Raw genomic sequence first — 23078 nt, 5'->3', positions numbered from 1 at the left:
GCAGCCGGATCAGGATTCACACAACCAAACAAGGACAACGAAATGAAGCGGATTCAAAAAGTTACCGAAGTTATCTGCACACCACTCGAAGGAGAACGAAAATGACGAACATCAATCCGAATGAAATCTACGTGTACGCCGCAACCAGCGACAAATTCGCTGAAACCGCAAAGGCATACATGGGTCCGTGGTATGATTGCCTTGAGTCGCAGGTCGACGGCTATGATCTAGGTCAGATCGTTCTCTACCAAAAACACTTCTGGCTGGGGGCATTCCTCTGGCGAAGAGGTAGGCACTTCTCGTATCCGAGAAACCGCTTTTTGGGCTGGCATATTTCACAACAGGCAGAACGACTTCCTCTCGTGATTGAATGCCTCGGTTTCCAGCCGATGCATCATTCGCCAGACCAACCCAACTACGGAAGCATCGCGCTCAATGCGGCGCTACTATCTCTGCAACCTGACTGGGTCGACTATTTTGGATATGCTCCGCTGCTAGCGGACACGCATCTTGAGGCAAGCAGCGGATTCGCCGGCTACTTTAAAGAAACCGGCTGGACACGGACAACGGACAAGAATCCCCGGGCGGCGGCCAGCCATTGGCTCAAGGAACTGGTTCCCGATGCGAGGGCCATCATCACGGCCAAGCACCTCGACAAAGCCTATACCGGCGGAACCTCACCATACGTCGATGGCTTGCTTCCCATTAAGGATGAGCTGTTGTCCTCATTTTCAGCCGCCTTCAAAGAAGTGCATGATCCGCGCGAAAACAATAGTCACTATCCTCTGGATACTTTACTGGCGATCACGCTGCTTGCATTGATTTCCGGGAGTACGAGCATCAATGGGATTGTTAAGTTTTCTAAACGCATATCCTGCAACCAGGCTCAGCTGCTAGGACTGCCCTTCAGCAAAGACGGCAGCACATTCGATCTGCCGAAATACCATAGCTATTACCGGCTTCTATGGAGGCTTGATATCATGCAGCTGGCGCCGTTCTTCATCAACTGGCTCAATACGCACATGGCTCAGCTGCCGGGTGTTCTACATCCTGACGGCGATATCGTGCGTGATACGCTATTCGCGTTTAACCGATTCCGAGCCCCGCCTGCTACATGGCGCGTCAAAAGGGAGTTTGAGTTGCCTATAGGCGCCGACCCCGATAATCCAGGGTGTTTAAAACGGGATGCCGCCGGAAATCTTATAGATTAACGACCTCCTACTTGCGATTTTGCATATGTATAGTCCTGATAAAATGGCAGTTACGCAAATCCAGTCGGCATATGCCAAATTTATTTAGCCCCAAATATCGCTACTACCGCTCAGCACGCTGAATTCAGAACCACGCAACCGTTGATAATAAAGGCATCACTTACGCGGCATAGCAAAAGAAGAACCTTTTGTCCCAAATGCGTAGTTTTGCTTATGCGACATGAACAAATGAACCGATACCCCGAGCCGACTTTGTAATCAGTGAAACACCTCCGTCGCCATGTAGGGCACCACCTTCATACGCGGCGGTGCCAATGGGCCCTATACAGCTGTTAACAACGGCAGAAGAGTGAAATGGGTGAAAAACGTGCCTCAGCGTGTTATTAATAATTGAAGGAAAGGTCAGCCTATTCTTCATCCAACTCGCCCCGGCACTTGCTTCCGCGGCGTTTCTTTATTCACCCAAAACCATAAGGAGGTTTCCAGTGCTACGTCTAAACGCTTCGTTTCAAAAAAAGGTGCCGGCTGAGGTCGAATTTAGCTCCAAAAGCTTCATGGCATCCGTGGAGTTGGAGCTCCCGGCGGGGCTCACGGAGTCCGAGTTGAAAGAGAAGATTGCCAACACCTTCCGCCTGGTCCGTGACTCCGTGGAAGCAGAACTGGCAAAGAATACCGCATCAGCAGGGCAACCCGAACCACAGCACCTACCTGCCCCGGCAGAGGGCAAGGCCAGTAACCGCCAGGTGGGCTATCTGCTCGACCTCGCGAAAGCCAGAAACGTGACGCTCATGCAGCTGAACGTCGATGTTAAGACGCGGTTCGGCGTGGACTCGATCTATGATCTCGACCGCAAAAATTGCAGCCGCCTGATTGATGAATATCAGCGGGCAGCCTGACTTCCCCCACCCCAAACACCCGGCCCCGTCGCTCATATGAGCGGCGGGGCTTTTTCATTTAACGGAGAAAGTACATGAAGATGACATTAAACGAACTGCGCAAGCGGCCACATTGGAGCTTCAGCTCACTGAACTCGTTACTCAACATTTGCAGCCTGAATTGGTGGTTTCAGAAGATCGAGAAACTCCCCCCGTCCCACACCAGCGTGAACCTAGTGGCGGGGTCGGTATACCATCGTACCCTCGATCAAGTGTTCCTAGCCCGGAAGCTCGAGATGCCACTGACGCTGGACGAGGCATTGGAGCTGTATACGCAGGACTGGCGAGCAGCCTCGAAGGAGGACCCGCCAATCAAGTATGGCAAGCTCGATGCCGCCGGGGTTGAGGAACAGGGTCGCGGACTCATCAAGGTGGCATGGAACAATATCGACCCATCAGAAAAAGTGCTGGAGGTGTCGGAGGCGTTCTGCGTGCCGATCAGTCACGAGGGCCGTTTTCTTTCCAAGCCGCTGATTGGCGAGTTTGACCTTGTCGTTGAAAAGGCTGGCGCTCCGATCGTTGTGGATTGGAAAACCAGCGCCACCCGTTGGCCAAAGGCAAAGGCTGACAAATCGGCACAAGCCCTGGCGTACTCGTATGCCTATGACCTCATTCACAATACCAACCCAGTGGTGAGATTCGATATAGCGGTAAAAAACAAGACCCCGATTTTCGAATCCCACTCCACCTCCCGTACCCGGGAGGACTGGAACCTGTTGGGTGCGCTGGCGGCGAAGGCGGATCAGATCGTGGAGCAGGAGTTGTTTTACCCGAGTCTGGATTCGTTCGCATGCAATGACTGCCCCTTTGCCGGGGCGTGTAAGAGCTGGTGCAACGGGGAATATTCCATCGCCCAGGCCGCCTGATCCACACCCTGCATCAACCACCCCCACCCCGTCGCGCCATCCCGGCACAGCGGGTTTTTAGTTTAAACCACAACAAAATGGAGAAATGAAAATGGTACTTCAATTACATACAGATCTGGCGGTAAAAGAGGCTGCTTACGACGGAACTTTGCTGACGTCACCGGAACATGTTGAAGCGTATTTGAGTGAGCTGAAGTCGGCTGCACAAGAAGCGTTTGTGGTTATTGCGTTGAATGCTAAGAACCGGGTGATCGAGAAACATCTGGTTTCATTGGGCACCGTATCATCGGCGCTGGTCCATCCTCGTGAGGTGTTCCGGCCGCTCATTCAAAGCGGAGCATCGTACACCATACTGGCGCATAACCACCCCAGCGGAAGTCCTTCTCCTTCTTGCGAAGACCTGAAAATTACAAGACAGCTCATCGCAGCTGGCGAGATCATGGGCATTAAAATTCTAGATCACGTAATTATCGGAAATACAGCCTTGAGTCTACGAGAAGCTGGGTTGTGCAATTTCGGATAAGGAGGAAGTCGAATGAGCAAAGTAGTCATTAAGACCGCAGACGGCATGTATGTTGGCGGAGGCAAGGAAACGGAGTTGGTGGACCGCATCACCCGGGCCTACGTCTACGAGGACGGACCGGATGTGGACACCCAGATCAGCATCGTGAACGCCGTATATGGCTGGCAGTGGAAAAAGGTTGATGCGGAGCAGGAGTATGACCGGCAGCTGGCCGGTGCAGGTCCCTGATATACATCAACTGTTCCAACTGGCGGAAGTGCGGCATGCCCGTCTCCCGACAGTTGGTGCAGTTGCAAACATGATCCAAACAGTTCCAACTGGCGCAAGATACCGAACGCGAAATCGTGACCGTTATGACAGTTGCGAACACATCAGGCCTATGCACCGCCAGGCGCTCGCAGGAAGCGCGAAGAAGAGGCCGCCTCCAATCCGGGAGGCGGCTTTCCGCAGTTTAAACCCCAAGGAGAAGCAACGATGAATACGATAGAACTTAATAACGATAAATATAACCGCGCCGACTTTGCCCGCATGAAGTCGGTGCTCGCCTGTGCCTCGAAGGATTCCACCCGTCACGTCATCACCAAGGTGCTGGTGGAGAATAATGAAGACGGCATCACCATCATCGCCACGGACGGCAAACGGATGCGCAGTGACCGCTTCAGCCTCGAAGCCGGACCGGGTATTTACGACATCAAGGCGTGTACAGCGAAGACGGTCTTTCTGACCCAGTGTCAGGAGGAGCTTATCTTCCCGAGTTATCGGCAGGTCATTCCCATCAGCTCCGGCGCTGGCGTCTATACTCTGGAGGGCGTCGGCAAGCAGTTTGTGCTGTGGGCCACCGCCGGACTCGGGTGCTGGGTTGATCCGAAGCTGGTGGAGCTCGGTGACGACGAGGCCGTGACTCTCCATATCCAGAAGATCGATCCGAAAAGGTCCCCCGTGCTCGTAACGAATGAGACGACGACGCTGGTGGTCATGCCGATGATGCTCGATCACTACTGGATCCAGCAGATTGAAGCCATCCAGACCGAGCGTGTAATGCAGGCGATGAAGGAGAAGGAAGACAGGATCGCGGCGTAGCAGCAAACTAGATGACAGCGAGGCCACCCAATCCCGGGTGGTCTTTTTGTGCCCACACCAAACCCAAGGAGACAACCCATGAGTGCGTATCAGAAGATTAATAAAATGATCACCGCCCGACTTATCGAGCGGATAGAAGCAACGAATACCCTGCCCTGGAAGAAGCCGTGGACCTCGGTGAGCCTGATGCCTCGAAATCTGGTAACCGGAAATAACTACAGAGGGGTAAATATATTCCTGCTGCACATGCTCGGCTACGCATCCCCTTATTTCCTGAGTTTCAAACAGGTCACGGCGATGGGAGGCAAAGTCCGGAAGGGCGAGAAATCCTGCCCCGTCGTGTTTTGGCGGATCGTGGATGCAAAAGAGGACGACCCGAAGCAGAAAGGATACGCAATGCTCCGGTATTACCGGGTGTTCAATGTCGAGCAATGTGAGGGCCTTCCGGAGAGTAAAGTTCCCGTAGTGGAAATTCCTACGCGGGAACATACGCCGCTGGAGATCGCTGAAGAGTTGGTGGCCAACATGCCCAACAAACCCGACATCGGTTATGGCCGGACGCTGGCATCGTATAGCCCGTCAATGGACTGTGTATCGATGCCTTCCCCGGAGTGGTTCACGTCGGGTGCGGAATTTTATGGAGCCCTGTTTCATGAAATTTGTCACTCGGTCGGCCATGAATCAAGAGTAGGGCGAAAGGCTATCATGGAGCCCACGGGCTTCGGATCGCATGCCTACTCGCAGGAGGAGCTGGTGGCCGAGATGGGGTCGGCGTTTCTGTGCGGGTACTGCGGAATATTGCTATGTACCGAAACCAACTCAGCAGCCTATCTGCGGGGCTGGTTGGAGAAGCTGAAGTCAGACCCTTCCATGCTCATCAAGGCCGGCAGCGAAGCGCAGAAGGCGTTCGATTATATCATGGACGCCAGAGCGGCTGAACAGCAGGCTGAGCTGCAGCAGGCCGCGTAACATCCCTACGGGAGTGCCGGCGAACGGTGCTCCCTCCCTCTTCATTCAACAAACAGGAGATTCAACATGAGCGCATACATTGTAGCAAAAGAACACGTAGCTTACCTGGCCGCCATGGCCATGGCCGGAACCGGTAAGCCGTATGGCGGCGGACTGGAATGGTATCACGGGGAAAGTAGCCGAGACTGCATCCGAGAGGGAGAATTAACTGCAGCCGTAGAAGCCGCCAACATGCTCTGGAAGGAAAACATGATCTCCGTGGCCCACCGCTACAGCGATCCGGTTGAAGAACTGCCGGGCGACCGCTATGTCGAGGACGACATAACAGAGGCGGACGTTGCCTTCCAGCAGGCCACCGTTGCGTTCGAGCCGGTCCAGGTGCTCAAGTCCTGCAACTGTCTGGAATACCAGAGCTGCGAGCATCCCGGTTGGGAAGCCAGCGAGGCCCACGCCTTTCTTCAGGCCTTGAAGGACAAGGCGGTCCGCGCCCTGCCCGGGTATGAGCGCGCCCGGTGGGGCGCACCGGTGGCAAAGGCGGAAAAGGCGGGTGCGCTATGAGCGACCAACCCGATAACAGCAAGTGCCCGGTCTGCGGCAGCCCTCACATCGAGGGCGGCATCGTGGAGATCTGCGGTATGGAGGCCGTGCAGGAAATGATCTGCACGGAGTGCGGTGCGTCGTGGGAGGAGGTCTACACCTTCACCCGGCGCGACAACATCAACGAAGGAACACCCGATAAACGCAAGGAGGCCTGAATGCATAATCTGCACATTATTGTGGCCCGGGCCGACTCGGCAGAAGAGGCCATGGCGGAAGTGGACGCCTACATCGATGGATGGGGCGATGAAAACAACTGGCGCTCGATCGCCGGGGCCGTTGACGCGAACGGCGCATGGTATGCCGGTGAAGCGGATTCGCGATACACCGGCCCCTTCACGCTCGAAGTGCTGAACAGGGAATTGATGGACGCCGTCCGGTTGAACCCGGACCCGGAAGTAAAGCACGCGATCACCATGCTGGCCGCCGGCAATTACGACGGAATTACGGAAGGGACTCCGGCGGAAGTCTGCGGCCGCCTGTACGCACTGAAGGAGTTCGTCGACCGGCTGCATGCCGTTTATTCGGCCGGGCTGTCCGGCAAGGGCGCAATGGACCGGAAAGGTCCGCTCTGCGTATTCGGTACGCGGTTCCGCCCGTGGGAGTACACCGAGTTCGGCGTCACCCATATGGATGACGAGCGGCGGTCAGGAATGCGATACGCCGTGCTGTTGGATATGCACAGCTGAACCTGAAAATCACACAAGGAGCAAAATCATGAAACGATTCACACAACACGTCGACCTGCGCAGCCGCGCGGCGATGATCGCGTTCCTGCGGACACACAGCCGCTACAGCACGATGAACAAGCACCTCCTACGCAAACAACCTCAAGATCCACACGCTGGGTTTCCCGGCGGAGGTGATGGACAAGGCGTGGGAGATGCTCGATTGCAGCGAAGTGCGGTGGGCCATTGACACCCGGCTGCAGGAGTGGGCGCAGGAATATAACTGGACATGGCAGGCCGGCTTCAACGGCCGCAGCGGCGGATACCTGGTGCTCTACCAGGGCGGACTGAACCGCAAGAATGCCAGAACCGCCCGCTGCGATCTGTGCGGACGGTCGACGTGGCATAAGGCGGACACGCCCTGCACAACAGACGGCTGCATCGGCCTGCTGCGGGTGCTGCCCGAACCGGAACCGAAAATCATCACATGGCCCGGCAGGTCCGTGGACCAGGGCGAGGATTTCAGTCAATGGTACATGAGCGACCTGCGCAAGCGCGTGCGGCTGGTCTGCTCGTTCGACCGGCTGTGCGACGATGTCGTAGACATCTTCGTCGGCTTCTGTCGCGACTATGAAATGGTCGAGACCGAAGTCCTCGTACCCACCACCATCAAAACCTTACAACCAACAACAGGAGATTGATCATGAGCACAAAAAGCCATGTCGGTATGGAACAAAAGGTCTGCCCGGTCTGCGGACAGGCGTTCGATACAGGCACCATCCTGCTCGACAAGCGGTTAAGAAACAGCCTCGACCGTCATACGGTCACCGGCTGGGACCTGTGCCCGGAACACGCCGCGCTGTGGAAGAAAGGGTATATTGCGCTCGTCGAGTGCGATCCGCAGAAGAGCACATTCACCGGCGGTACCATCAGGCCGGAGAACGCATACCGAACCGGGCGTGTCGCCCACATCCGCACGGCGGCCGCCGCGCGGATCTTCAACATCGCGCTTACCGGCCCGGTGGCGTTCGTCGAGCCGGGTGTCGTGGAGATGCTCGGACAACTGCAACCTGAAGGAGAGCACGAATCATGAACAAACCACCGAAAGGATATTACCGACAGCTGCTGCCGGCCGAGCTGGCGCACCTGCGGCTGGCTCTCACGAACCAACCTATGACGGGCGTGGAACGGCACAAAGAGCTCGCGGAACCACTGGCCGAATACTTCGACAAGCAGACGGACGAGCACGCGGCGTACTATGCCGAAGGGCTGCGGTCCGGCGCAATGGTACCGGTTGTGCCGCTGGCACAAATCAGCAAGCCGGGGCACTGGGCACCCGGCGAACTGTTCATGAAATCATAGGAGGCACCATGGCCAAGATACTGAAGGACATTGAGATGGCGGAGATCATAAGCCGGGCGGTGGAGGACAAAACGGTGATCGAAGAATACGAGGCCTACCGGCACTTCCTCGAAGACCTGGGAGAGCTGATCTGCACCCACTTCGGCGGGGAGCCAGGCAGAGTTTCCGGACCTGCTTATCCCGGGGACGAACTCGGCTGGACCTGCGGGTTCCACATCAACGAGGGCGTGCCGGATGACGGCGGTGTTTTCAACCGCTACGACACCGATGAGGCGTGGCGGGACGGAAAGGAGGTGCAGGCATGAAAGATTACGAAGCAACAGTCGAACCCTGCCGGTCTCCCTATGGCGTAGAGCTTGACATCGCCGTGCCGGAAAGCCGGTTCCCCATCATCGTAGCGCAGGATGTTTACGGTGAAGTCGCCGAGCGCCTGCAGGTGCTCGTCTATCCCGCGGGCGAAGGGCCCGAGGTGGAGGAGTCTGTCGGTGTTCGTTTCAATCCCGACGGCACCATCGCCGAAGTTTGTGTGCCCTGCGATGTTTCCGTCGCAAAATGGGACGCACCTGAACCCACCAGCTGGCTTAGGGAACGCGACGGCGCATAACCGCCCTCCTTCTCAGGCCCAGGCCGTCCCGATCCCCGGGGCGGCCTTTTTATTTTCATAAACAACCCACAAGGAGACAGAACCATGAAACCAAATGAATATATAAATGCATGCCTCGAACGGCTGATTCCGGAACTGACCGGCCTCACCATCACCGGAGGCGTCGTTGATGACTCCGGCGAATACTGGGGCTTTGCCGCCAAAGGTAAACAGAACGGCAAAACAGTCGAAAAGACGGTTTTTGTGATGGCGGATCCGGAAAGCAACGGCCCCGGTTTCCTCGAAATCAACGACGGAGTGGAACCCGATGTTCCCGCGTTCACCGAATACTGCCCCGCCTGTGCGGCCGAGGTGCCCTATCGCGCACAGAAGGAATTCCCGTGCCCGGTGTGCGGGGAGATCCTGCTGCCGTGCAGCGCCTGCCTCGATCAGCATGGGGTTGATGGTGCCGCCTGCGATACCTGCCCGTGGGAAATACAATTAAAGGAGGATGCGCCATGCCTGAAATAATCAAACCGCTCTTCCCCCTCGGCCGACTGGTCGTCACACCGGGCGCGCTTGCTGCGCTCGAAGAAAACAGCACCGGCTGCACCGAGTTTCTGGAGCGGCATGTGACCGGTGACTGGGGCGAGATCCTGTGCAAAGAAGACCGCCAGACCAATGTCGAGGCCGTCGCAAGCGGAATGCGGATACTATCCGCCTACCGGCTCGAAGACGGAACCAGGATCTGGCTGATCACCGAAGCCGACCGCAGCTCAACCTGCTGCCTACTCCCGTCCGAGTATTGAGGAGGATCTTATGAATGTATACCGACACTGCCCGGGATGCGGGCGGGCGTTCGACCAGAAGACCTGGCAGCGGGAAAGCTTCTGCGGAAGCTGCGGAGAGCCGCTTAAAACGTCACTCCGGCGTGATGAGCCGCTCAACATTAATCCCTACCCCGATCAACCATCCCCGAACCTGAACTCCGGCATCAACGGTCTGCTCGACCAGCTTGGCGAATGCGCAAAGAAACATCCCTACTGCTTTTCAGCGGGGATGCTGGCGGCCGGGATCGGCGGCATCATGCTAGGCCCCGGTCTGGTGACGCTCGGCCAGGGTGTGATGGTGATCGGCGGCATCCTGGCTGCCACCGGTATGCTCTCCGTGCTCTACGTCGAAAAGGAGCAGGCCGAAAAGTGGGTCTCCGCCGGACTGCTGGCGCTCGTGGCCGGGGCGGGAGTCGCCCTGGCCGGCTTCGCCCTGACCATCGCCGGGGTTGTGGCGGTGGTCGGGGGCGCCGGAACTGCTACCAAAGCGACAGTCCAGGCCATCCTGCGCAAGCGCATCGAAAGTCAGCTCAAGGAGAAATCCGTTTCTGAACTGATCGACCTGTCCCGCCAACTCACCTGACGCCCCGCCCCGCGCGGGGCGGGCGGGTTTTCTTTACCTATCGATGGTTTGAAGCGAATGCTCTCCTGCGCATTAAGTAACAACTTTCATGTCGCTTATTTCTGAAGCCATATCGCGCGAAGTGACTCCCAAATAAAAGTGGGTGCCCCGCCGAAGCAGGGCACCCACAAGCTCTAATCATAGAGCCGGGTGACGACTGCGTAAAATCAGCCGAACATTTTTTTCGTAAATTGACGCACTCTCACCTTTTGTTTTCAGGCTCAGTCGTTCCAGACGACTTTCCGTATAGGCCACCGGTTGAAATGATGATTGCACATGTGAGCGTTCAACGTTCATTCTAGTTCCTTACATTCAGATCCAGCACATCCTGAAGCTTTTTGATTGTCGCAATGTGCTTTTCGGTTACTTGTTGAATGGGGTTTTCTTCAAGGACATCCGTGGGCACATGGTAGAACCGACCATCGGAATAGAGCTTGTATTCCTTGTCCCGCGCCCAGATTTTTTCCGAGGCTTTTCCCCACCGGGGATTGTAGTAGCAATAGATGGTGTCGCGGACGTCCTTCTTTTCCCCCGCAAGCACGGGCTTGAAACTTTGCCCGTCGGTCTCGAATCCTGCAGGGAGTTCGACCCCTGCAAGGTCGGTGATCGTCGGCAGCATGTCGGTAAAGTCGATTAACGCCTCGCTCGGCTCCTGCGCTTCGATACCTCCGCCCCAGACAATCAGGGGGGCATGCGTTCCGCCATCGGTCATCGAACCTTTTCCGCCCTTGATGACGGTTCCATCCTGCATCGGCGTCCGCATCCGTCCGTGCGTTCCGTTGTCGCCGGTGAATAGAACGACGGTGTCTTCATAGAGGCCGAGCTCCCTGAGCTTCGCCTCGAGTCTTCCAACCACCTTGTCGGTGTAGGCGCACATATCGGCGAAGTTTTGTCCTTCGGATTGATCCGTCCCCGGCGAATCGGGTGTATGGGGAAACGGACTATGGACAAGGATTGCCGGATAGTAGACCAAAAACGGCTTATCCTTGTTCCTCTCCATGAAATCCATCATGAATTCCGCGCAAACGTCGGCGCCATATTCCTCTTTCTTTTGATCCCGCCACGCCCCGTTCTGAAAGAGAGCCGGTTCCCAGTAGCGCAGCCTTTTATTTGGTTCGACCTTTCCCTTGATCTTCTTACCCTGAACCGGATCGTAGTATTCGATCATGTTCCACAGGCAGTGCTCGTCGAAGCCAAACCCATCGATGGCCGATGCCCCCCCGCCCAGTTGCCACTTGCCGGCAATGCAGGTTGCGTAGCCGGCATCGCGGAACAGGTTTCCAATCGTTTTCTGGGTGGGGTCGAGATAGCCGAACGCCTTATAGTTCCGGTTGTTGTATTTCCCGGTCATGATCTCGACGCGCGAGGGGGTGCACAGCGGCGTGGAGTAGCAATGGTTGAAGCGCACGCCAGCCTTGGCGGCGCGGTCGAGGTTCGGCGTTGAATAGGTCGAGCCGTAGGCGCCGACACATTCATAGCCCATGTCGTCGGCCATGATCAGAATAATATTTTTGCGCCCGTCCGCTCCTGCGCTCAGGCAGATACCTGCGAGGCAGAGTATTGTAAAAAACTTCATCATTCTTGCTCCGCGTCTTCTTTGCCATTGGTAAAAAGCAGGCCGAACAGAACCATGATCACGGCGGCGGCAATGCAAGGGATCAACCAATACTGCTGCCATCCCTGCAGCACGTCGACCTCCCTGCCCTGCACAACACGTGCATACAGCTTGGCCGCAACCTGCGCGCCCACCAGCATGCCGATGCCCTGCGTCACAAGGATCAGCAAACCCTGGGCCTGCCCGCGCAGCGCCACGGGTGCGACCTTGTCGACATAGATCTGCCCGGTGACGAAGAAAAAGTCGTAGCAAACGCCATGCAGCGCAATGCCTGCGAGAATCATCCAGAGCGTTCCCGCCGGAGCGCCGAGGGCAAAGAGGCCATAGCGCGCCACCCACGCAAACATGCCGACGAGCAGCATTTTCTTTACACCGAGCCGGGCAAAGAACAGCGGCATGACCAACATGAAGAAGATTTCCGACATCTGGCCGAACGACATCTTGAAGGCGGGATCGGCCAGGCCGCTCGTATTCACGAACACCGGGGCATAGGCATAGTAGGCCGCCAGCGGGATGCAGATGAGTGTGGAGCTGACGATAAAGACCAGGAACGAGCGTTGCTTCAGCAAGGACAACGCATCGAGGCAGAGCAGGTCGCGAACGGAAATTTTCTGTCCTTTGGCTGGAGGCGGCGTATGCGGAAGCGTTAGGCAGTATAGCCCGAGCAGCACGCCGGCACCTCCGGCAATCTGCAGCGGCAGCGCAGTTTCATCGGCATGGAACACCTTGCTCACCACAAAGTTGGCGGCAATCCAACCGAGAGTTCCGAACACGCGGATCAGGGGGAACTGCTTTTCCTGATCCGTGATGTTGTGGAAGGCCAGCGTGTTGGTGAGGCCCAGCGTCGGCATGTAGCAGACTGTGTGCAGGAACAACATCGTGACAAACAGCGAGGACGAGGCCGCGCCATCCACCACCATCGGCGAGCAATAGAGCACGAGGCCGCCAACCACATGCAGCACCCCGAGCACCCGCTCGGTGGCAAAAAAACGATCGGCCACCATGCCCAGCAGGAACGGCGACAGGATCGCGGCGATCGGCCCCACGGAATAGGCCCAGCCGATGGCATCGCCCATTTCGGTTTTCAGCATGTAGTTCCCAACCGTAACAAACCACGCACCCCACACAAAAAACTGCAGGAACATCATGGCCGACAAACGCGCCCCGATAAACGAGTGTTTCACATCTGCCCCCATCACATTCCCCCCAGACGGCCAGCCGCCAGTTTAATGTCTTCCGCACGCGTATCGCCGCCTTCACGTTCGATCGCCAGAGCCCCGGTGTATCCAACCGCTTCCAAAACCTGCATGAAGGCAACACAATCCACTTCGCCGTCGCCCCAGGGAACTTCGACCCCCCACTCGCCGGGATTGGGCGAACTTATGGCATCTTTGATATGCACATGCTTGATCCAAGGTGCCAGAGTGCGCACCGCCTTGATGGGATCACCCATGCCGTAGAGGATCATATTTGCCGGATCAAAATTGACGCCCAGCGCTGGATGGTCGAGCTCTTCGAGACAGAAGCGCAGATCCTCGGCGGTCTCCTGGCCGGTTTCCAGCAGGAGCATCACCTTCTTTTCTAGGGCGGCATCGGCCAGCTCCCGGATGCGGGTGCAGAATTTGCGGTAGCCATCTGCATCGTTGTGGTCGATGAACCCCGCGTGCATGGAGAGAAAGTCGACGCCATATTCGGCCGTCAGGTCGATCGCCTGCAACGCCAACGCACGGTTTTCTTTCCAACACTCGTTGGGCATGATTCCACCGGTTTCACGGATGCTTTCCAGCGTGGAGTAATCCTCCTGCGGGAAGCCGATCATGGTGCTGGTGCTCATCCAGTTGTTTTGCTCTATGGCCTCACGGAAGGTGTTGACCGTATCGATGCCGAGATGCAAATGGGTCAATCCGGTTTCCTTCAGGGTCTGCGAAACTTCGGCAAGGTCGTTGTGCAATGACCAGCTGCATATTCCGAGTCGGTATTTTTTCTTCATTGTATGATCTCCAACGCCATGCGCACCGATTCGCGCGCCTGCTCTGGCGTGATTATTTCTTCCACATTCGCTCCCGACAGCAGCCGGGCAAAATATTCAATTTCCCCCTGATACCCATCGCCCTCGGCCAGATCGGGCACAAAGGGTTCGTCCTCAGCCGGATAGACCTTCAGTTCATTGTCCTTAAAAACAGCGGCGGCTTTTTCGAAAACAATGCTATAGGACATTTCGAAACCGAACGGTTCCGGCATGAGCCAGCTGGCCGTGGCCGAAACCACGCAGCCTCCGCCATAATCCACCAGCGTATGGACATGCCTTGAATCAACGCGGTCCGAACGAACCTCCTGCGGCACCCCGAAAAGGTGCTGGATAAAATCGAGATCGTGAATATGAAGGTCGAGCGCAATGCCCCCGCTCTTGGAAGAATCCGAAAGCCAGCTGTCGCCGTCCCATGCAGGCGCATAGGTGAGCCGCGAAAAGTCCGCCGAAAGAACCTTCCCGTATTCGCCGCCACCAACGGCCGCCTTCGCCCAGGCATAGGCCGGCCAGAAGCGGATGCATTGCGCAACCATCAACTGCTTCCCGGCCGCCCTTGCCGCGTCGATCATGGCATCGCAGTCCGCAACGCTAAGGGCCATGGGCTTTTCGCACAGCACGTGCACCCCGGCCTCCAGGCATTGGATGGAAACCGCCCTGTGGAGATGGGTCGGCAGCGCAATCGACACCGCGTCGAGATCCCCGCGGGCGAGCATATCAGCCACGTCGGTATAGATGGCAATGCCTTCGAGATCCAGCACATCCGATCCGGCTTCGATGTTCCCCTGCTTGGCAGTTCGGACAATGGGGTTGGCATCGCACACCGCCACAACCCGCACGCCGTCGAGCGCCTGCCAGTTGCGCAGGTGGACGCCCCCCATGAAACCGAGTCCAATGATTCCGACATTGATCATGACACTCCCTCCACTTCCCAGCCCTCGCGATATTCGCGGCGGACAAACGCGTTTGCGGCCGAACTATTTATAAAGCGCAGGTTGGCGGCATCCCATTCGAGGCGTTCGTCCGGGAAGCGCGTGGCCAGGCTCCCGAGCAACACGGTTTCCGTCAGCGGCCCACCATAGTCATGGAAGTCGGCCAGCGGCTTCACGTTTTCGCCGCACGCGGCGGCGATGAAATCCTTGTAGTGGTCGCGCGCCGGGAATTTTGGATAGCGGTAGTCCGCAAACTTTTCACGCGGGTATGGAACAGGCAAGCCGCCGTGCGGCACCAATAGTATGCCATCGGTTCCAATATAGACTCCGCCCTGCCTCGGCATTTTTTCCCCGAACATTTCGACAAATTCGCGAGGAGGACGCACCGATCCGTCGCACCAGGTGGCCTTGACGGTTTTTCCCGCCGTGTAGCGGTTCCCCGGAAAGACATATTCAAGCTTTTCATCGATAGCCCAATTGGTTTCATTCGGCACGGCACCGACAGATTTCACCGCCAGCGGCGCCCGGAGCCCCAAGGCCGCAAACATGGGGCTGTAGATATGGCACCCCATGTCGCCCAGCGTGCCGGTTCCAAAATCCAGCCGCTTGCGCCAGGTCTTGGGGTGGTAGCCCCCTTTGATGTAGGGGCGTTCGGCGGCAATGCCACACCACAGGTCCCAGTCAAGTCCGGCGGGAACGGGGTCGCTCCTGTCTGGAAGCGGCTGGGGGTCGCCCCAGGTCTTGTTGCTGAAGATGTGGACTTCCTTGACCTTGCCGATGACTCCGTCCTGGATCATTTTCACGGCGAGGCGTTCGTAGGTGCTCGACGTGAGCTGGGTTCCCATCTGGGTAACCACGCCCTTTTCCTTGGCAATTTCGGCCATGCGCCTTGTTTCGTAGAGGGTTTGCGCAAGCGGTTTTTGGCCATAGACATGCAGGCCAAGGTTCATCGCCGACACCCCGATGGGCGCGTGCATGTGGTCGGGTGTGGAGACGTTGACCGAGTCGAGGTTCTTGTGCTCCTTCTCCAGCAGGACGCGCCAATCCTTGTAGACGCGGACATCGGGGAATTCCTCCCGCACTGTGGCCAGCGCCGTTTCATCCACATCAGCCACCGCCACAAGTTTCAGGTGGTCGCTGCGTACCAGGGTTTTGAGGTCGCGGTTCGCCATGCCGGTCACACCAAAACTGGCGTGGTTCAGCATTCCGTTGGGCGAGGCGCCTGCCGTTCCAATATTGAATAACGGGAGACCTGCAACCGCCGATGCCTTGACAAAGGCTCGTCTACTTTTATTCATGAGCCAACTCCTTGATCAAAATATTCCGGAATGCAACGGCGCTGCCATGCCCTGCAAAACCAAAGTGGCCGGAGGTAAGCTCCTTCCCCGGATGCTGTTTGTTGCCCATGTATTCCGAAACCACGGAAAGGTCGGCATCCAGGATCCGCGTTCCGTTCAGTTCAACCTGGATGGTTGATCCGGCCACATCGACGGTCTGGAAATTCCATTCGCCCGGTGCGCGCAAATAACCGCGGTGCGCCGGAACCATGCCATAGGCCGATCCGTGGTACTGCCGGCTATCCAGCTCGGTATATTTCGGGGAAGTGTTGTCAAGCACCTGCAGCTCGCACATGCCGGCGTAGGCGGGATTGCCTTTGCCTGGGTAGCGGAGTGCCAGCCCATTGTTGCCGCCCGGAGGAACCTTGAACTCGAACCGGACGGAAAAGTCGGCATATTCATTTTCCGTAAAGACGGTGCCGCCCTTTTTGTCCTTGCACCGGATGGTTCCCGCGTTGAACTCATAGCTTTCAACCTTCCCTTTCCAGTTGCCCGGGGCGCCGCCGCCGTTCCAGCAGTTGGCGGCGAGGATGCGGTTGGCTTCGGCTCCGCCGATCTCGCGGATGAATATGTTGCGCCAGGCAATCTCCCCACCGTGGGTCTGCAGCTGGATGGGCCCCGTGGGCGGAATCGGCTTATTGCGGTCGAAATAGTTTTCCAGCCGGGCGTGATCGACAACCAGCTGGCCGTTGAGTTCAACGGTGACACGCTCCCCGACCATGAGAATGCGCATGGCATTCCATTCGCCGAACGGCTTGTCGGCCAGCACGAGGGGATCCTTGCCTTCACGGCTTGCTTTATTGTTCCAAAGCCCGCCCGATCCCTTGTCCGCACCCAGCTTGAACTTGGCTTGGTCGGTGTAGTCCCAGATCTGCACCTGGGGAATGCCGCGCAGATAGACGCCGCTGTCGGCGCGTGCTTCGGTTTTATATTCCAGAACGAGTTCGAAGTCGGCATAGTTTTTCACGGTCGCCAGGGTCAATCCCTTGCCATCGTTGACGAGAACCCCCGATTCGGCGCGCCAATGCTTATTGATGTTTTCGAAGCTGGCCAGGCGTCGGGCTTCCTTCCGCTGTTCGGTTTCCGCCATCCAAACGACCGGATTGGCCGTCCGCAGCCCCCACCAGCCGGACAGATCCTTCCCGTTGAAAAGAGGGCTAAACCCTTTCCCGGGAACATCCGCCTGCGCATTTAGCAGCAGTGCCGGAACAAGCCATGCGATCCTGTAGATTCTACCAATCATTCACTTTCCATTCAATTCCGCCAAAGACGTATGGTTTCATGGTTGGAAAGGTATCAGGGAGGGGCACCCGTCGTCTTGTAAAATAAAGGCATTGATGTGTAGATTACCAAGGGCTTTTGCGACCCTTGGAACGGTATTCCCCCGCAGAGATGCCCATCACCTTCTTGAAGCCACGGGCAAAGTGGCTGTGGTCGTAGAACCCAGTCTCCATGGCAATGGAAGCAATTGTGTCGTTCGAGGAACTGAGCAGGTTGCAGGCCGCACGGATCCGGACATTCAGAATGTGCCGAGCCGGCGTGATTTCAAACAGCTTCTTGAAGCTTCGTTCAAACTGGCTGGGCGAGAGAGAGGCCTCCCGCGCCAGATCCTCAAGCTTGATAGGCGTGGCGTAGTTTTCCCGCACATACTCGAGCACTTCATTCATTTCCGTATAGGGACGTAGCATCTCATAGGCATCGGTCATGTTTCGGGCGATGCAGGCCAGTCCGACAATCTCGTTCTCATGCGAATAGAGCGGAATCTTCGTGGTCACAAACCAGTTGATCGAGTTGTTTGGATCGGGAGCCATTTCCACACGATCGATAATGCTTTCGCCGGTTTGCAATACATGCTGGTCGTCTTTCACATAGGTATCGGCACGATCCGATGCAAAGATGTCGTAGTCGGTTTTCCCGAGCATCTCTGTCTCGTTTTCGAAACCGCACAACCGGGCCGCCTCATCGTTGGCCATCATCACGCGACCATCGAAATTTTTGACAACAAAATAGATGCCTGGAAGAAAGTTTAACAGCTGCTTGAGCTGCGCACCATGCAGACTTTCGCGAAACGCGTCGCACTCCTGAATGAGTGTCTCCTTGCTTTGTGTATCCCTACTCATATGTTGCTCAACATATATTACATCCTTCGTTCCATGCACAAGCCTCTAGTAAAAAATACTGGATGGGCACTTCTTGGGCACTTCTTGATTTCCGCACACCTACCCATCCGGCTGGTTCCATAGACGATAGGGATCATCCAACCGCTTTTGCTCCGAAAGCAGCAGCGCTTCCATCTCGGCCAGTTTGTCCGCATATTTCGGATCGTCAGCCAGATTAAGCTGGTTCGGCTTGGGCTGGTTCCCGGTGAAAGCAACCACATCGGGATCGTGGTGTTCCTTGATCAGTTCGTCCGGGTTTTCAGCAAGATTGAACAACTGTGTCTCGCGCACTTTGCCGTCTAGCACATCGTACTTGATCAGCTTCCAGTCGCCTTTTTTCACGCAGCGCATGCCCGGCTTGGTTCCGCCGCAGTAGACGCCGTAGAGCACGTCGCGAACGGCTTCCTTCTTGCCTTCGAGCACAGGTTTAAAACTGATCCCTTCGTTCAATTCGGGGGATTCGATGCCCGCGAGGTCGAAAAGGGTTTTGCTGATATCAAGCAGGTAGATGTTGCCCAACGCCCGCCCTTTCTTCACTCCGGGTCCCTTGACGATGAACGGCACGCGCCAGGTATGCTCGTAAAGGTTTTGCTTCCCGGTCAATCCGTGGCGCCCGATGGCGATGCCGTGGTCGGCGGTGTAGATGATGTAGGTGTTGTCGAGCTCGCCCATGGCTTCGAGCTTTTCGAGGACGCGTCCAATCTGGATATCGATGTTTTCGGAGCAGGCGTATTCGCGGCCAAGCTCGTTGCGGATGGTGGCTTCGTCGCGGTTTTTCCAGACGCCGGACACCTTCTCTTCGTCGCGCAATCCCGGGTGGCCGTGGTGGAACGGATGGGCGGGCAGATAGTTCACCTGGAGATCCGGCGCCGGATTTTCCGGACTGAGCTTGGGCAGGCTCTTTTTATCGCGGTGGTTGGTCGCGCCGTATTTCCGAAGCAGCTCCGATTTTCCATCGCGTATGTCGTGCGGATGGGAGAAGCCGAAGTAGATCAGGAACGGATCGGCATCCTTGCTCTTTTCGCGGGCATCGAGGTAGTCGAGCACCTGCCGGGCATGCCAGCCGCTGCCCTCGGGATCGGGTCCGCCACGTTTTGTGGCGTCGTGGCGAACCGTGAACAATTCATTTGCGGCCTCGTAGCTGTTGCCGTTCTTGCAGGTGCGCATGGTATCGTAGCCCGCTTTGTTGAACACGGCTGGAAGGCTGTCGTTTTCGGCATCGAACGGTGTGACGGGCGTTTCGTTGGCCAAGGGCGTGCCGGGGTGTTTTCGCGGCGGGGATCCTTTCTTTGGCGGCCTAACGTGCGGCAACCGCCACACGGTGCGCCCCGTCATGATCATATGCCGCGACGGCCGGCAAACCCCGCCGATGAAAGCGCCCATGTGGTAGGAACCGTCAAAAACCAGCCCCTCCGCCGCCAGGCTGTCAATCACCGGGGTGTCCAGCGGCGAATCGGAATCGTAAACCTTCAGATCGAACGGCGACTGATCGTCCGCGAGGATAAAGAGAAAGTTTGGCCGCTTTTCCGCAAGGACGGCGCCCGTTAGGAGCAGCATGGCAAGGCCGCTTGAAAATGTCTTTGAGTTCATGCGTGGTTCCCCTATTTCTTCTTTTTGACCCGTTTCCGGGGCTTGTTCAGTTCTTTTTTGAAGAGGTCGATTTCGGCATCGTTCTTTTGGACAGCCCCGGGCGTGCTGCGGCCATTGGCCACATAGGTTTCCAGAAGCTGGATCAGCGCAGCGACTTTTTCGGGATGCTCGGCCTGGAGGTTGTTTTGTTCGCCGAGATCCTCTCGCAAATTGTAGAGCTGGACATCCGGCAGCCCCTTCGCCGCCGCGTCCGGATCCTTGGGAGAAGCCCAGCCGCCGGATCCCGGCGCGAGCAGCAGCTTCCAATCACCCCGGCGAATACCAAACCGGCCATTGATCGAATGGTGGACAATGGCTTCCCGCCCCTCCTTTACCGGCTTGCTGTACAGGGCCGGCAGAAAGCTGACGCTGTCCTCGGCGGTGTCGTCGGCCAAAGCTACCCCAAAGAACTCGGCAAAGGTGGCCATCATGTCCGACAGGCAAATGAGCTGGTTGCATTGCGTCCCGGGCGCCGCATTGCCCGGCCAACGCAGGATAAAGGGAACGCGGTGGCCGCCATCCCACAGATCGGCCTTGTGACCGCGCAGGTTGGCGCTGGGATAATGCCCCGCGGCTTCCAGATCTTCAAATTTCGCGATCGGGGAAGTCCCGTTATCCGTGCTGAAAACAATGATCGTGTTTTCGCGCAGCCCATTGCGGTCAAGCGCCGCCATCACCGCCCCGACCGAGGCGTCGGTCTGCATGATGAAATCGCCATAGCTTCCGAGCTCGCTTTTCCCTTGCCACTCCTTGGAAGGAGCAATCGGGCCGTGCGGCGAGCTGAGCGGAAAGTAGAGAAAGAACGGTTTTCCGGCTTTGGCTTCGGTGCTTTTGCGATCAATGAAGCCAACCGCCTCCTTGGTCAGCGCGGGCAGCACGTCAACCACCTTCATGTCTTCGACAATGGTGTCGTCACGAACGATGCCGCTCATGGCGCCGGCATGGTGGAAGCCATAGAAGGAATCGAACCCCCGGGTGATCGGTCCGTCGGGAATATGGGTGCCGACCGGAAACCCGGAGGGATAGAATTCCCTCGTCTCCCCCTGCACGGGCGCGTTTTTCAGCCCTTCAGGAATTTCATAGTTATAGTCGAGGTGCCACTTCCCGACAATCGCCGTGCTGTATCCCTGATCGCGGAACAGGTTGGCGAGCGTCGCGCGGCCTTCGGCGATCAACGGATCGGCGTTGCCTTTCACAACCCCCCGCTGCAAACGCGTGCGCCAGTTGTAGCGACCGGTCAGCAGCGCGTAGCGCGACGGGGAGCAGACCGATGAGCTGGTGTGTGCGTCGGTGAAGACCACCCCTTCTTCCGCCAGCCGGTTCAGGCTCGGCGTCGGGATGCTGCTCCGCTCCGGATTGAGGGCTTCGATTTCTCCATAGCCCATATCATCGGCATAGATAAGAACCACGTTCGGTTGATCCGCAGCGCCAGCAGCCATAACGCACAAGAAAGATGCGAGAGCAATTTTCCTCATTGGATTATTTCTTCCCGGGGGTTTTACGGGCATGGCCATCCAGATTCACGTGCCCCGTGTTTTTCAGCACTTCGTTCGCGTCCTTGACGATCGCGTTGGGATCATGCTGTTGCTCATCGGTCGCGATCTCGAACGACCAGGCGTACATGCTGGAGCCCAAATCAGCCGGCGGAGTGATTCGCAATCCGTTGGCGGTCATTTCCCAAGCAACGTCCGCGGGGGAACCAAGCAGCTTGACCGACTTAACCTGATCCTTCGTCCACCCCGCGGTGGCGTCGATCATGAATGGAGCGGCGGGTTTTTCCAGCTTAATCGCATAGAGCGCCTTGCGCTTGGTCGTGAAGGCGAGGTTCTCGTTTTGCTGCTCGAATTCCTTCCAGTAGCGTGTGCCGTAGATCGCGTCGCCGTTGATCTTCAGCCACCCGCCCATTGCGCGCAACCGGCTCACCTGCCACTCCGGAATCGTGCCGTCCGCTCTTGGCCCGATATTGATCAGGAAATTGCCGTTGCGGCTGATGGTTTCGATCAGGCTATGAACAACTTCCTTCACGGTTTTATTTTTTTTGTGGCCGGGCTCTTCCTCGGCGGCCAGATAGCCGTACGAAGATCCGAAGGTGGTGCAGCTTTCCCACTTGGGACCGATCACCGCCAGCTTTAGATTATCTTTTTCCAAACAGCCCACGCCGTCCGGCCAGTTGCAATTCGCCCCTTTGTTGTTCAGATAAACATCCTGGCCCCGCGCCGCGGCGTCGTTCATGTAGTCGGTGATCATCAGGCGCAGCTGGTCATAAAAATATTGAATCTCCGGCCTCAGCTCTCCCGCGGCCAGGTTGTTTCCGTCGCGGGTAAGAATCGGGACATCATCCGTCCACAACATATCCGGTTGATATTTAGTCTGAATCTCTTTCCAACGCGCCACGTAATCATCGACGAATGCTTTGTTGTAGGAAAACTCCGGACCATACAGCATCAATGCCTCGGGAACGCGGCGAATCTCTTCCGCGATATCCGGGCGGGGTTCGCTATGAACGGCGAATTTGGCTTTCGCGAAAAAGCCCGTGTGCCGCTCGCGGTGGTACGACGGCGCGTATCGCAACCCCTTCGCGCGAACCGCTTCGCCCAGGTCGCCGACCAAGTCGCGCTTCGGCCCTTTATCCACGGCGTTCCATGGCGTCAGGTCCGAATCCCAGTTGGCCCAGCCGTCGTGATGCTCGGCCGTCAGCACGACATATTTCGCCCCCACTTCCGCGAACAGTTCCGCCCAGTCCTCCGGATTCCAATTCTCCGCCTTGAATTCGGGAATGATGTCCTTGTAGCCAAAATCCGGCGGATGCGCCCCCCAGCGTTTTTCCATGTAGGGATAGTAATGCTTCGGATCCTCGTAGATTATTTTCGGCACATGCTCCGAGTAGCCGCGCGCGGCCTTGCGATAGCCCACCACGCTGTAGGGTCCCCAGTGGATGAAGATGCCGATCTTTCCTTCCTCGAACCAATCCGGAATCGGCATGGTCTGCAACGATTCCCAACTGCCGTCATAGTGCCTTGCTTCCGCACGCTTGGTTCCCGTGCTCTTGCAACTGCTGGCGGCAACAAGAACCAACCCCAGCACAACAACAGCTCCCACGTTTTTAATCTTCACAATCCAATCTCCTCATTAAA

30 protein-coding genes are annotated in these 23078 nt (G+C 57.1%); 19 read left to right on the top strand and 11 right to left on the bottom strand.

All coding sequences use genetic code 11. The features are described 5' to 3' along the window. The first annotated feature begins 101 nt into the window (after positions 1–101). From E9954_RS04770 to E9954_RS04680, 19 genes are all read left to right on the top strand, one after another. Positions 102–1211, top strand: coding sequence for a transposase family protein (locus E9954_RS04770; protein WP_168441971.1), 1110 nt, complete (start codon positions 102–104; stop codon positions 1209–1211). Positions 1212–1696: 485 nt separating this feature from the next. After that, complete coding sequence (locus E9954_RS04765) at positions 1697–2107, top strand: hypothetical protein (protein ID WP_136078076.1); 411 nt, start codon at positions 1697–1699, stop codon at positions 2105–2107. Positions 2108–2181: 74 nt separating this feature from the next. Beyond that, positions 2182–3012: a PD-(D/E)XK nuclease family protein gene (locus tag E9954_RS04760; protein WP_136078075.1), complete on the top strand. Its 831-nt coding sequence runs from the start codon at positions 2182–2184 to the stop codon at positions 3010–3012. Positions 3013–3097: 85 nt separating this feature from the next. Further along, the gene (locus E9954_RS04755; RefSeq protein WP_136078074.1) at positions 3098–3535 is read left to right on the top strand and encodes a JAB domain-containing protein; all 438 of its coding nucleotides are present in this window, start codon (positions 3098–3100) and stop codon (positions 3533–3535) included. 12 nt (positions 3536–3547) lie between these two features. Further along, positions 3548–3763 carry a hypothetical protein gene (locus E9954_RS04750; RefSeq protein ID WP_136078073.1) on the top strand — a complete coding sequence of 72 codons (216 nt, stop codon included), beginning with the start codon at positions 3548–3550 and terminating at the stop codon, positions 3761–3763. A gap of 246 nt (positions 3764–4009) precedes the next feature. After that, positions 4010–4615 (top strand): beta clamp domain-containing protein, encoded by a 606-nt coding sequence (locus E9954_RS04745; protein ID WP_136078072.1) that lies wholly within the window; start codon positions 4010–4012, stop codon positions 4613–4615. A gap of 78 nt (positions 4616–4693) precedes the next feature. After that, positions 4694–5584, top strand: a complete 891-nt coding sequence (locus E9954_RS04740; protein ID WP_136078071.1) for an ArdC family protein — start codon at positions 4694–4696, stop codon at positions 5582–5584. Between the two features lie 66 nt (positions 5585–5650). Further along, positions 5651–6142 (top strand): hypothetical protein, encoded by a 492-nt coding sequence (locus tag E9954_RS04735; protein WP_136078070.1) that lies wholly within the window; start codon positions 5651–5653, stop codon positions 6140–6142. Further along, the gene (locus E9954_RS04730) at positions 6139–6339 is read left to right on the top strand and encodes a hypothetical protein (protein ID WP_136078069.1); all 201 of its coding nucleotides are present in this window, start codon (positions 6139–6141) and stop codon (positions 6337–6339) included. The genes E9954_RS04735 and E9954_RS04730 overlap by 4 nt, the downstream gene beginning before the upstream one ends. Beyond that, on the top strand, positions 6340–6870 hold the full coding sequence (locus E9954_RS04725; RefSeq protein ID WP_136078068.1) for a hypothetical protein: 531 nt from the start codon (positions 6340–6342) through the stop codon (positions 6868–6870). It begins immediately after the preceding gene. Positions 6871–6898: 28 nt separating this feature from the next. Then, entirely contained in the window at positions 6899–7099 is a 201-nt protein-coding gene (locus E9954_RS04720) for a hypothetical protein (protein ID WP_136078067.1), read from the top strand. Next, positions 7083–7550: a hypothetical protein gene (locus tag E9954_RS04715; protein ID WP_136078066.1), complete on the top strand. Its 468-nt coding sequence runs from the start codon at positions 7083–7085 to the stop codon at positions 7548–7550. Before E9954_RS04720 ends, E9954_RS04715 begins: the two co-directional genes overlap by 17 nt. Positions 7551–7552: 2 nt before the next feature. Next, positions 7553–7942: an ATPase gene (locus E9954_RS04710; protein ID WP_136078065.1), complete on the top strand. Its 390-nt coding sequence runs from the start codon at positions 7553–7555 to the stop codon at positions 7940–7942. After that, positions 7939–8211, top strand: coding sequence for a hypothetical protein (locus E9954_RS04705; protein WP_136078064.1), 273 nt, complete (start codon positions 7939–7941; stop codon positions 8209–8211). Before E9954_RS04710 ends, E9954_RS04705 begins: the two co-directional genes overlap by 4 nt. 8 nt (positions 8212–8219) lie before the next feature. Then, on the top strand, positions 8220–8516 hold the full coding sequence (locus E9954_RS04700; protein WP_136078063.1) for a hypothetical protein: 297 nt from the start codon (positions 8220–8222) through the stop codon (positions 8514–8516). Then, on the top strand, positions 8513–8815 hold the full coding sequence (locus tag E9954_RS04695) for a hypothetical protein (RefSeq protein ID WP_136078062.1): 303 nt from the start codon (positions 8513–8515) through the stop codon (positions 8813–8815). Before E9954_RS04700 ends, E9954_RS04695 begins: the two co-directional genes overlap by 4 nt. Positions 8816–8899: 84 nt before the next feature. Continuing rightward, positions 8900–9325 carry a hypothetical protein gene (locus E9954_RS04690; protein WP_136078061.1) on the top strand — a complete coding sequence of 142 codons (426 nt, stop codon included), beginning with the start codon at positions 8900–8902 and terminating at the stop codon, positions 9323–9325. After that, the gene (locus E9954_RS04685) at positions 9313–9603 is read left to right on the top strand and encodes a hypothetical protein (RefSeq protein WP_136078060.1); all 291 of its coding nucleotides are present in this window, start codon (positions 9313–9315) and stop codon (positions 9601–9603) included. Before E9954_RS04690 ends, E9954_RS04685 begins: the two co-directional genes overlap by 13 nt. Positions 9604–9613: 10 nt before the next feature. Then, the gene (locus E9954_RS04680; RefSeq protein WP_136078059.1) at positions 9614–10207 is read left to right on the top strand and encodes a hypothetical protein; all 594 of its coding nucleotides are present in this window, start codon (positions 9614–9616) and stop codon (positions 10205–10207) included. A 177-nt stretch (positions 10208–10384) separates the two neighbouring features. Here the strand turns inward: E9954_RS04680 and E9954_RS32295 are convergent, their stop codons facing one another. From E9954_RS32295 to E9954_RS04630, 11 genes are all read right to left on the bottom strand, one after another. Beyond that, positions 10385–10543, bottom strand: coding sequence for a hypothetical protein (locus tag E9954_RS32295; RefSeq protein WP_168441970.1), 159 nt, complete (start codon positions 10541–10543; stop codon positions 10385–10387). Between the two features lies 1 nt (position 10544). Beyond that, entirely contained in the window at positions 10545–11825 is a 1281-nt protein-coding gene (locus tag E9954_RS04675) for a sulfatase-like hydrolase/transferase (protein ID WP_168441969.1), read from the bottom strand. Beyond that, positions 11822–13045 carry a nucleoside permease gene (locus E9954_RS04670; RefSeq protein ID WP_222847059.1) on the bottom strand — a complete coding sequence of 408 codons (1224 nt, stop codon included), beginning with the start codon at positions 13043–13045 and terminating at the stop codon, positions 11822–11824. Before E9954_RS04670 ends, E9954_RS04675 begins: the two co-directional genes overlap by 4 nt. Positions 13046–13056: 11 nt before the next feature. Continuing rightward, complete coding sequence (locus tag E9954_RS04665; RefSeq protein ID WP_136078057.1) at positions 13057–13851, bottom strand: sugar phosphate isomerase/epimerase family protein; 795 nt, start codon at positions 13849–13851, stop codon at positions 13057–13059. Beyond that, complete coding sequence (locus tag E9954_RS04660) at positions 13848–14801, bottom strand: Gfo/Idh/MocA family protein (protein WP_136078056.1); 954 nt, start codon at positions 14799–14801, stop codon at positions 13848–13850. The genes E9954_RS04665 and E9954_RS04660 overlap by 4 nt, the downstream gene beginning before the upstream one ends. Continuing rightward, positions 14798–16117 carry a Gfo/Idh/MocA family protein gene (locus tag E9954_RS04655; protein WP_136078055.1) on the bottom strand — a complete coding sequence of 440 codons (1320 nt, stop codon included), beginning with the start codon at positions 16115–16117 and terminating at the stop codon, positions 14798–14800. The genes E9954_RS04660 and E9954_RS04655 overlap by 4 nt, the downstream gene beginning before the upstream one ends. Continuing rightward, positions 16110–17399: a 3-keto-disaccharide hydrolase gene (locus tag E9954_RS04650; RefSeq protein ID WP_136078054.1), complete on the bottom strand. Its 1290-nt coding sequence runs from the start codon at positions 17397–17399 to the stop codon at positions 16110–16112. Before E9954_RS04650 ends, E9954_RS04655 begins: the two co-directional genes overlap by 8 nt. A gap of 103 nt (positions 17400–17502) precedes the next feature. After that, positions 17503–18276, bottom strand: a complete 774-nt coding sequence (locus tag E9954_RS04645) for an AraC family transcriptional regulator (protein ID WP_136078053.1) — start codon at positions 18274–18276, stop codon at positions 17503–17505. A 99-nt stretch (positions 18277–18375) separates the two neighbouring features. Continuing rightward, on the bottom strand, positions 18376–19905 hold the full coding sequence (locus tag E9954_RS04640; protein WP_136078052.1) for a sulfatase-like hydrolase/transferase: 1530 nt from the start codon (positions 19903–19905) through the stop codon (positions 18376–18378). An 11-nt stretch (positions 19906–19916) separates the two neighbouring features. Beyond that, positions 19917–21383, bottom strand: coding sequence for a sulfatase family protein (locus E9954_RS04635; RefSeq protein WP_222847058.1), 1467 nt, complete (start codon positions 21381–21383; stop codon positions 19917–19919). A gap of 40 nt (positions 21384–21423) precedes the next feature. Further along, the gene (locus E9954_RS04630; RefSeq protein WP_222847057.1) at positions 21424–23058 is read right to left on the bottom strand and encodes an alpha-L-fucosidase; all 1635 of its coding nucleotides are present in this window, start codon (positions 23056–23058) and stop codon (positions 21424–21426) included. Positions 23059–23078 lie beyond the last annotated feature (20 nt).

This window comes from Pontiella desulfatans, assembly GCF_900890425.1.
Lineage (GTDB): Bacteria > Verrucomicrobiota > Kiritimatiellia > Kiritimatiellales > Pontiellaceae > Pontiella > Pontiella desulfatans.
The sequence above is the reverse complement of the archived record's forward strand: the minus strand, read 5'-3'. Positions and strand labels throughout refer to the sequence as shown.